Raw genomic sequence first — 9,510 nt, 5'->3', positions numbered from 1 at the left:
GGCTTACGATGCGGTCGTGCGTTTCACTCAGAGTGAACGACTGCTTTGCGGACTTAGCTGCCGTTGGCAATCTAGTCATTAGCAAAAGACAGGGAAACTGAGGCAAGGTGACATAGTACACCTTGCCTTAAGCTGAGTTATTCGGGGATTGTCGCGCCGGGAACCGCCTCATACGCATTGGACGCCACGACTTGGGCCTCCCCAGCCGCGGTACCTGGCAAGATCTCGAACAATGGGTCAAAGTCTACCATGGTTGAGGCAAGCTGTGAGAGAACGTTGGCATCGCCTTCAATCTTAGCAGTGCCATCTGCAATCTGCTGCTCCAGCTCTACCGCACCCATCATTGTCATTTCGAGGTCTGAGCGATTGATCACAAGCGTCAGGTCTGGATCGTTCGCTTGATACCCCTCGATATTGGTCAAGGTGGCATTTTCCAGTTCGATGATGAACTTCTCCCCATTGTCCGGTGTTACCAAGTTGATGGTGAACCGCATGCCTTCGGCTTTGCGGCTGTCCATCTTGATGCCGAGGTAGTTCAGGAACAGCTCTGTGGACATTGCGCGGATTACGTCGGGGCTTGTCGAGCTAAGCACCGGCGCATCTGAGATGCCGGAGCGCAGTTCGTAAGCACCTGACAAGAAGCTGTTCCGCAATCCGGGATTTTCTTGTTGGTAGCCAAGCTGTTCATAGCAATCTGCCAAGAGATCACGGGCTAGCTGATTATCATTTTCAGCCAGGAAAAGCCTGTTCAGGATTTCGACGGCCATCTTGTACTCGCCCGCACCAAAAAGTTCCTGCCCTTTGGCCATGATCTTGTCCGATCCGCCCATCATCTCGATATAGAGCGGGGCTGAGTCTTCCGGAGACGGCGGGATAAGTGTCGCGGGATTGGCATCCCAAAACCCGAGGTACCGCTGGATCACCCCTCGGCTGTTATGCTCGGGCGAGCCGTGATAGCCGCGGCAATGCCATTCGTTCTGCAAGCTCTTGGGCATCTCGTATACGTTTTGGATCTGGTTGATCGTTACGCCCTGATTGGCAAAGTGCAGCACCTGATTATTGAAATGCGCGTACATGTCGCGCTGCGCCCGCATGATCTCTTGAATGCGGTCGTTGCCCCATCGAGGCCAATGGTGCGATTGGAACATCACCTCTGCTTCTTCGCCAAATAGGTGCAACGCACGCGAGATGTACTTAGACCAGCGCAGCGGATCACGCACCGGCGCGCCGCGTAGGGTGTAAATGTTGTGCAATGTGCCGGTAATATTCTCGGCCATCCAGAGGGCCTTCATATCAGGAATGTACGTATTCATATTGGAAGGCGCTTCAGTGCCCGGTGTGTTTTGGAAGACCATTCGCACGCCATCGACGTCGATGTATTCGATGTCTTCTTCGATGATCTTTGTCGGTGCGATCAGCCCCAGAGCGCCCAGCGAAACGCGATGACCTAGACCCTGACCGGCAAAGCCAAACGGGTTAATAGGAAGCTGTTGTCCATACTGGTAGGACAAGCGGCGGTTCATCGCGTTACCAGCGTAGACGTTTTCAGAAATTGTGAACTGCATGAAGTCGCGGGGCGCGATAATTTCTACCTTGCCCGCGCGTACGTCGGCTTCGTCAACTATCCCGCGGACGCCACCCCAGTGATCTCCATGTGAATGCGAATAGATAACGGCTGTGACTGGAAGGCCATCACCGACATGTTCTTGAAAAAGGTTCCACGCTGCGCGAGCAGGCTCAGTCGTGAGAAGCGGATCGATGACAATCCATCCGTTATCCCCACGTACGAAGGAAACATCGGATAAATCCAATCCGCGCACCTGATATATGCCTGGTACCACCTCATAGAGGCCATAGTTCTGATTGAGCCGTGAGACACGTTGCAAAGAAGGGTGAATGCTCGGCCAGTCCTTGTCCTCGTCGAAAAAGCGGAAGCTCGCCATGTCCCAAGCAATGTTGCCCGCATCCGCCATTATTTCGTCTTCGGGCATTGCCGCGATAAAACCACGAGCCTGCTCGTCGAAATCGCGGGTATCTGAGAATGGCAGCGCATCCCGCGCTTCGGCTAGGATTTTCAAAGTGTGCTCGGACGGTGCTTTGCCTTTAGGATGAAAGTGCCCCTCGGCAGGTGCGACGCTCTGAGCTTGCGCGGAACCTTCCTCTGAAAGGAAGGTTGGCGCTACTGCAAATGCTGCGCCCACAGCGGGAACTGATTTCATGAAGTCACGTCGGGTCGTCATAAGCAATCTCCTCCCAATTGCTTTAGGATTGGAGAAAACTGCGGCAAATGAAGTTTCGGCGCTTTGATCTATGACAATCAAATTTGAATTTTGGAATGTCAGGTTTGCGCTCTGAGCCGTCAGCCGGCCTGAATTTTTCGAGCGTCAGCTTCTGAAAACTGAATGGCGGTTTATTGGGCTAAGTCAGTGAAAACGCCAGATCAACTTGAACATTGCAATGTCTGCTTTCGGGATTGGGTTGCAGTTCGAACCGCTGCAGCGCCGCAAGGCCGCTTTGAGCCCAAAGCCGCTATTTCCATCGTGCAGCTGTGCTTTAAAAATACGCTGATTGCTGAGAGCTCAAAGAAGACGTGGAGTTTCCCTAAACCTACCGTTTTTGAAACTTTTTAGTGCTAGCACACACGGTGCATTGGTACTTCGGCATTGTAATAGAATAGTTGTTTTAAAATCAAAAGTTAATAAATGCCCCGCGTCGATTGCCCTGGGATGGGATCGACGCAGGACTGTAGGAAAGTGCTAGGTAATCAAAACGATGCCCGCACTCACTACGGGAAACATCTTGGTATATTGATGTTTGATTTTTCTATGTATCCAATTTGCATATTTGATAGGGCCAACTGCTGTCAATTTCGGAGAGCGTAATACGACAACTCCTCAAGGTGGTACGTTTTGGCGGCAAGTTTCCTGAGCACTTTCTTAGATCTGTTTGGCCGCTTTTTTCGATTGTTCCAGTTGAAGCTATTCCAAAACGGTCGCATAAAAAACAACAAAGATGGAAAAAGCTTTCGTGAAAACAGTAAGTGAGCTTTGTGGTTCTGTTTTCCGTGCTGCGCTCCGACTTTCTCTGAAACTCATTCTGGATGTTAATACGGCCCACGACCGGCAGAGGGATGGAAGAGGGCGGTGGGTAGCAGTTACTCGAACTGGCGTAAGCGTTTTCCGGAGAGTACATATTTCCGGCTGATCTGGGTGAGTGATCAGATCTAGAGTTAGACCCAAACAAAGTATCTGTTGATCACTGCAGAACATTCAAACATCAAGATAATTCTGGATTTTTTAAGTCTGTGTGTGCTCTCTTCGACTGTTAAGGCAGTAGGGGACAGACAGATGAGACAATCGCTGAGAACGTTAATGATTTGGTCATTCGTTTGGTTCACGGCATTTTCGAGTGCTTTTCCTGCCGGCGCGCAAGAAACTGAGGAGGACCAAGAGGCTGTAGAGGTCGAGAATGACGATCTTATTAATGCAGTCGTTGATGAGATGATTGCGGCCGATGATCTCGAGATCCTACTTGTTCCCTTAACTGTGGAAGAGCTTGCCCAGATCGCTGGTACTTGGCAGAGTTATGTACGTTCTCGGCTCGAAGAAGTCGCGCAAGTAAACTTGCAACTTCGATCGGCGAGCGGAACTCGGGAAGACAACTTGCGGTCTCAGTTGTCCTCCTTGAACGACGCTGGATCAGACATTCTCAACAAGTATCACCTGGTGCTCGAAGCATGGACCCTGAAAGGCGCAAAGGCGGAAGATCTGGAGCCGCATACTGACTATATTCTCGCGTTGAAAACGGGAGCCCTAAAAACGACCGATCTTCAAACACTTTTTCAGAACGCTTGGGCGTGGTTGTTCTCGTGGGAAGGGGGCGTCGGTCTGCTGATGGCCGGTCTGGGTGTTTTGTTGGCAGTCTGGGCCATGATGTTCGTTGCTCGAATAGTGCGCCGTGTCACTGAACAGGGTCTGAACAAAATACCGACTATCTCCAGAATGCTGAAACGCTTCATTGCCACCACCGTGTACTGGGCCGTCTTCGTCCTTGGCATACTAGTCGTTTTAGCTTTGTTCGGAGTTAACGTTACACCGCTTTTTGCCGTACTTGGCGGTTTGTCGTTCATCCTAGGTTTCGCATTGCAGGAAACGCTAGGAAACCTCGCAAGCGGTTTGATGATCATGGTTCTCAAGCCATTCGACACTGGCGACTATATTCAGGTTGGTGGCTCTTCGGGATTTGTTGATGAGATGTCGGTGGTTTCAACCAAGATCAGAACATTCGACAATCAGATTATCATAGTCCCGAACAGCAAGATTTGGGGGGACGTGATAACCAATGTAAGCGCATCCGAAGAACGTCGCGTCGATCTGGTCTTTGGAATCGCCTATTCGGACAACGCTGCCCAAGCAATTGAAGTGCTCAAAGACTTGGTTGCGCGACACCAGCTTTGCCTAAAAACGCCAGAACCAGAGATCTTCGTGGGTGAGTTGGGAGACAACTCCGTCAACATCTTCTGTCGCCCTTGGTCCAAGTCAGATGACTATTGGACCGTTTTTTGGGACCTGACCGGCCAAGCAAAAGAGCGGTTTGACAAAGAAGGAATATCTATACCGTTCCCGCAACGCGATGTGCACATTATTCCCGCAGAAGGAGCAAAATCATGAGGGCTCTTACACTTTGGTTGCTGACACTTCTATTCGTCTGCGGTGTCGCGTTTGCTCAGTCGGAAGAAATTCTCGCACCGGCTGAAGATAGAGATGATCCCGAATTCATTGCACCGGTCATTGTGGATGGTGAAGAGTTGTTCTTGGTTCGCGGATCAAGTGCGCTGCCCGCGACCGAACGAGCGAGAAAGATCGAGGAGCGGATCGCTCAGGTCGCCGATGCTTCGACGAGAGCTTCGGTTCAAATTCAAGTTTCGGACGCTGAATTTGGGAAAATGATACGCGTCGACGGGCAAATGGTTACAATAACCACCCAAGCTGACGCCGATCACGAACAAATGGCTATTGAAGTTCTAGCTGGGCTTCAGGCTGAAGCGATTGAAACTGCGATCCTTCAATACCGAGATGCTCGGTCCAATGAGGGCAGAGTAGATAGTGCGATGGCTGCATTTGCTTGGACGGCAGTCTTTGCCCTCGCTTCGTATGCGTTTTTTGCGCAGCGGCGAAAGCTATTGGGCTATATCAAAAATAACCTAGAAAAGAGAGCTGAAGGCGTTGAGGAAGCCACGAAGTCGATCTTGAGAAGTAGGGCAATTGCCTCGATTATCGTCTATTTAATCCACATATTGATGTGGGTCATGTTTTTATTCTTCTTTTACTACTACCTATCATTGGTGCTGCTCTCCTTTGCTGAGACGCAGGCTATTGCCCAAATACTTTTGAAGTACGTGAGCGAACCGCTCGTCACCGTTGTTCTCGCCATTGTTGGATACATACCCAACCTTATTATGCTCGGTATCATCGCAGCTGTGACACGGTTGGCCATTCGTGGCATCGATCTGTTTTTTGAGAATCTTGAAAACGGCGCTTTTGAACTCAAAGACTTTGAAGAGCATTGGATTGCACCCACAAAAATGTTGGTCAGGGCATTGATCATCGTGATCGCACTGGTGTTCGCTTATCCCTATATTCCCGGCTCCGACTCCCGGGCTTTTCAGGGTTTGACAATTCTGGCGGGTATCATGGTTTCGCTCGGTTCGAACACGGTTGTGTCAAATATGATGGCCGGTCTGTTTGTCATCTACAGACGCAGTACCAACGTCGGTGATCGCATTCAGGTTGGCGACAAGATTGGCGACGTCACTGAGATTAAACTGATGGAAACACTCATCAAATCGATCAAGAACGAGATGATCAGCATTCCAAATGCACAGCTGCTCAATTCCGAGGTCGTAAACTACTCGCGTAAAGTGGATGGCCGAGGGCTGTTGGTTCACACGACAGTAGGGATCGGATACGAGGAGCCACCAAAGAAGATCAAAGCGATGCTGATAGAGGCAGCTCACCGAACTCAAGGGTTAAGAAAGAACCCTGAACCTTTTGTGCTTTGGACGCAACTGGCTGACTACGCAATCAATTATGAGATCAACGCATACACTTCGCGCGGATCGAGCCTGCCCAAGATTTTGTCCGATTTGCGTGAAAACATTGTCGATGTGTTCAATGAGAACGGAACACAGATTATGACACCGTCATACATAGCAGATCCGCCTAAACCAAAAGTTCCAACAGAAGAGTGGGACGGTAGGCTTGCTCATCATGTTGAATAAACCGCACTCAGAAATTGGCTTTCAGTGTTCGTATTTGAGTTTCGTGTTGTAGAAAACGGTGATTGAGAACGCTTGTCTGCTTTTTCAGCCTTGCAGACACAGTCTGCACGCAGGAGATTTCAGACATGAAGAACCGAAAGCTCTACCTTGGTCCCCTTACTGACAATAGACGCTGGGATATGGTTCGCATCCGCCCAGACGATGTTTTCGTAGTGACACCTCCGAAATGCGGAACCACCTGGATGCAAACGATCGTATCTCTTTTATTTTCTGGTGATCCCGAAGTTGAAACGGAGTTGTCCCTAAAAATGCCTTGGGTGGACAACCGAATCCGAGAGATGCCTGAAGTCGCTGAACGGCTCGAAGCTATGAAGCATCGGCGCAGCATGAAAAGCCACACGCCAATGGATGGGCTACCTCTAGATGATCATGCGCAGTACATCTGTGTGTTTCGTCATCCACTGGATGCGCATTTCTCCTTTCGCAAACACGTGAAAAACATCCCAATGACCTGGTTTGACTCATGGTTTCCCGAGAACGATGAAGAGGGCATCACGTTCCGCCGCTTTCTGGACGGTGGAGCGGAGGGATTCGATGGAGATGCAATGCCGCTCGCACATATTCTCCAGCATTACAAAGCTGCTGCGGCAGTTTCCGACCGTCCGAACGTATCGCTTTTCCACTATGCGGATATGAAACGGGATTTGAAAGGCACGTTCTCCAGACTGGCTGACATCTTGGACATGACCTACTCCGAAGCAGTCATGGAACAACTTGTTCAGGCTGCGACCTTCGACAATATGAAGGACAAGGCAGAGCGCTATGCTCCATCAGGTGGTAAAGGGTTCTTCAGGTCGGATGCTGAGTTTTTCCACAGCGGTACGAGTGGCAAATGGCTCGGAAAACTTACGGTGGACGAACTGGCAAACTACGACAGCATAATGAATGCATATCTAGATCCCAAAGATCGAGCGTGGTTGGAGTATGGCTCTCGGGGAAAAGTCGATACCTAGACATCGTTGTCGGCCTTCTCAAGGTAGCTACGCTTTGTCCGCTGAGCGGAAGTAGATGTTGCAAACCACGCTGCGCTCTGCATGAACGGCCGCTTTTCTCGCAGCGGAGCGGGTAAGACTTTTGGCCTTCGCGTTGCTGCACTTGCGAGCATTAGCACCGAAGTACTTCCGGATTGGGCTCGAAGCGGTCATTCGCCGCGACCAGCGCGAACGACCGCTCGGCGGACAAAGCTGCCGATTGAATTTATTCAAAGCGAGTTCAGCGCGGATTGCTTACTGAGTCTTGCCTGTGCGCCTTCGCAAAAAACGTCCGCACTGTCGATCAGTGGCCTTCGCAAGGGCATTCATCCATCTTCCACAAAAGAACAGCCTTACAAGGACGGCAGGAACAAAGCCAGGTTTGGGAAAATGATCAGTAGAACGACCAGCAGGATTGAGCAGAAAATAAACGGGAATGCGGACGTGTAGATTTCGCGCATCGTTGTGCCGGGCGGTGCGACACCTTTCATCACAAACAGCAGCAACCCAAATGGTGGTGTGGTGAAGCTGATCTCGAGCGAGAGCAACATGATCAGACCGAACCAGATCGGATCAAACCCGAGTGTCTGCGCCAGTGGAAAGAAGATTGGCACGGTCAGCAACATGATCGAAATCTGTTCCATGAACATGCCAAGTAACAACAAGACAGCGAACATCACCGTCAGCATGGCCAATGGAGCAAGTTCAAACGCGATGGCCCAATTCACCAGTCCTCGCGATGCTCCGGAAAATGCCAAAAGCTGGCTGAACGTGGCCGAGCCGAAGACGATCAAATAGGCCATCAGCGTGACCTTGAGAGCGCCGATGACCGACTTTTTGATCGCCACCCACGAAAGGCAGCGAAAAATCGCGGCCAGGATCAATACGCCCAATGCGCCAAACGCTGCTGCCTCGGATGGGGTGACAAAGCCACGGATCATCAAGACAATAATCACGACCATGACACCAACCATCGGCACGACCTCAGTCATGAGCAGTTTCAGGCGGTACGCCAACGACATAGGCTCGACGTCGTACGCAGGAGCCGCCTCGGGATCCAACCGAGTTTGGAGCCAGATCGTACCGATGTAGAACAAGGCGAGTATCAGACCGGGAATGACTCCGGCTATCAACAAGGCTGCGACGTCTATCTGCGCGAGCGTGGCCAATAGAACGGCAAGCGCCGAGGGCGGGATGATGATCGCTAAGCCACCGGTTCCCAAAATTGGTCCAATGCTCATGTATGATTTGTACCCGCGGCGGTTCATTTCGGGTACCATGAGCGATCCCAAAAGCGCGGTTGAGCCCATCGACGACCCCGACAACGTTGAAAACGCGGTACCGCCAAGAACCGTCACATAACTCAGCCGTCCCGGCAGTCGGCCAAGCAGCTTATCTATCGCGCTGAACATACGCCCACCCAACCCGGTGTGGAAGAATATCTCACCCATCAACAAGAACAGCGGGATTGGCATCAACGCGTATTTGGTCAATGCACCCAGCCCATTGTTGAGGAGTTGCGTGACGCCACGCTCCCCCCCCATAAAGACCCAGGCGCCCAGAATGTTGGCTGCAAGAAAAGCCAGTGCCACAGGCATTCCGATGGCCATCAGGAACACTATCGACCCAAGCAGCAGGGCAAGCGCTTCGTACCACTCCATTACTCGTGTATCCCTGCTTCTCCGCTGTGCATCAGCTCGGGCCCGAAGACAAAGCGCGAAAATTCTATCGCCATCATTCCAAACGATAGTGGAAAGGCGATAGTCAGCATCCATCGGGGGAAATAGTAAGCGCGAGTGTCGTAGTCCCCGCGCTCGATATTCGTCAGGACCAGATCAGCCCCTTGCCAGCCGAGGATCAAGCAGACCAGCACGCAAGCGGCTGCCACCGTACGGCTTACAATCCGGCGCAAACCAACAGGCAGCGCGGCCGTCACCAGTTCGATGTGGACATGTCCCTTTTCCCGTACCAGCCAAGGCGCGCCCAGCATGGTCATGTACAAAAGCCCGTATTCTGCAGAAGTAAACAGCCACGCAAAGGGTTGCAACCCGGCATTGCGCATCAGAACTGACGTGATGACGGATAGCATCAGCCAAACCAGCAATAGACCAGCGATAATGGCCATGCCAAACAGCACTGCGTCATAGATCCTTTTCATCATCCCGCCTGCTCTGCCCTTTGTAGTGAACGGCCCGTCCG

The 9,510-nt window shown here is 51.4% G+C and carries 7 protein-coding genes; 4 read left to right on the top strand and 3 right to left on the bottom strand.

Features of this window, described 5'->3' with window-relative positions; genetic code table 11:
* Positions 1-137: 137 nt before the first annotated feature.
* Positions 138-2,240, bottom strand: coding sequence for an alkyl/aryl-sulfatase (locus GOX45_RS19400; protein ID WP_171103145.1), 2,103 nt, complete (start codon positions 2,238-2,240; stop codon positions 138-140).
* 162 nt (positions 2,241-2,402) lie between these two features.
* On the opposite strand from GOX45_RS19400, the gene GOX45_RS19395 reads away from it, so the two are divergent.
* The 4 genes from GOX45_RS19395 to GOX45_RS19380 all read left to right on the top strand — a co-directional run bounded on the left by GOX45_RS19395 (position 2,403) and on the right by GOX45_RS19380 (position 7,293).
* Positions 2,403-2,630, top strand: coding sequence for a hypothetical protein (locus GOX45_RS19395; RefSeq protein WP_171103143.1), 228 nt, complete (start codon positions 2,403-2,405; stop codon positions 2,628-2,630).
* Between the two features lie 717 nt (positions 2,631-3,347).
* A complete protein-coding gene (locus GOX45_RS19390) occupies positions 3,348-4,670 on the top strand; it encodes a mechanosensitive ion channel family protein (RefSeq protein WP_171103141.1) in 1,323 nt (440 codons plus the stop codon).
* Positions 4,667-6,280: a mechanosensitive ion channel family protein gene (locus tag GOX45_RS19385; RefSeq protein ID WP_254446091.1), complete on the top strand. Its 1,614-nt coding sequence runs from the start codon at positions 4,667-4,669 to the stop codon at positions 6,278-6,280. The genes GOX45_RS19390 and GOX45_RS19385 overlap by 4 nt, the downstream gene beginning before the upstream one ends.
* Before the next feature lie 125 nt (positions 6,281-6,405).
* Positions 6,406-7,293, top strand: coding sequence for a sulfotransferase domain-containing protein (locus GOX45_RS19380; protein WP_171103139.1), 888 nt, complete (start codon positions 6,406-6,408; stop codon positions 7,291-7,293).
* A gap of 371 nt (positions 7,294-7,664) precedes the next feature.
* Here the strand turns inward: GOX45_RS19380 and GOX45_RS19375 are convergent, their stop codons facing one another.
* Both GOX45_RS19375 and GOX45_RS19370 read right to left on the bottom strand, forming a co-directional pair.
* Positions 7,665-8,972, bottom strand: a complete 1,308-nt coding sequence (locus GOX45_RS19375) for a TRAP transporter large permease subunit (RefSeq protein ID WP_171103137.1) — start codon at positions 8,970-8,972, stop codon at positions 7,665-7,667.
* The gene (locus GOX45_RS19370) at positions 8,972-9,469 is read right to left on the bottom strand and encodes a TRAP transporter small permease (protein WP_171238378.1); all 498 of its coding nucleotides are present in this window, start codon (positions 9,467-9,469) and stop codon (positions 8,972-8,974) included. The genes GOX45_RS19375 and GOX45_RS19370 overlap by 1 nt, the downstream gene beginning before the upstream one ends.
* Positions 9,470-9,510: the final 41 nt, after the last annotated feature.

The organism is Ruegeria sp. HKCCD7255 (genome assembly GCF_013031565.1).
Classification (GTDB): domain Bacteria; phylum Pseudomonadota; class Alphaproteobacteria; order Rhodobacterales; family Rhodobacteraceae; genus Ruegeria.
The sequence above is the reverse complement of the archived record's forward strand: the minus strand, read 5'-3'. Positions and strand labels throughout refer to the sequence as shown.

What these genes read in the sequence shown, in the direction of transcription:
- GOX45_RS19375 (WP_171103137.1), bottom strand. Translation starts at nt 8,972, where the DNA reads ATGGAGTGGTACGAAGCGCTTGCCCTGCTGCTTGGGTCGATAGTGTTC.
- GOX45_RS19385 (WP_254446091.1), top strand. Translation starts at nt 4,667, where the DNA reads ATGAGGGCTCTTACACTTTGGTTGCTGACACTTCTATTCGTCTGCGGT.
- GOX45_RS19380 (WP_171103139.1), top strand. Translation starts at nt 6,406, where the DNA reads ATGAAGAACCGAAAGCTCTACCTTGGTCCCCTTACTGACAATAGACGC.
- GOX45_RS19395 (WP_171103143.1), top strand. Translation starts at nt 2,403, where the DNA reads ATGGCGGTTTATTGGGCTAAGTCAGTGAAAACGCCAGATCAACTTGAA.
- GOX45_RS19370 (WP_171238378.1), bottom strand. Translation starts at nt 9,469, where the DNA reads ATGAAAAGGATCTATGACGCAGTGCTGTTTGGCATGGCCATTATCGCT.
- GOX45_RS19400 (WP_171103145.1), bottom strand. Translation starts at nt 2,240, where the DNA reads ATGACGACCCGACGTGACTTCATGAAATCAGTTCCCGCTGTGGGCGCA.
- GOX45_RS19390 (WP_171103141.1), top strand. Translation starts at nt 3,348, where the DNA reads ATGAGACAATCGCTGAGAACGTTAATGATTTGGTCATTCGTTTGGTTC.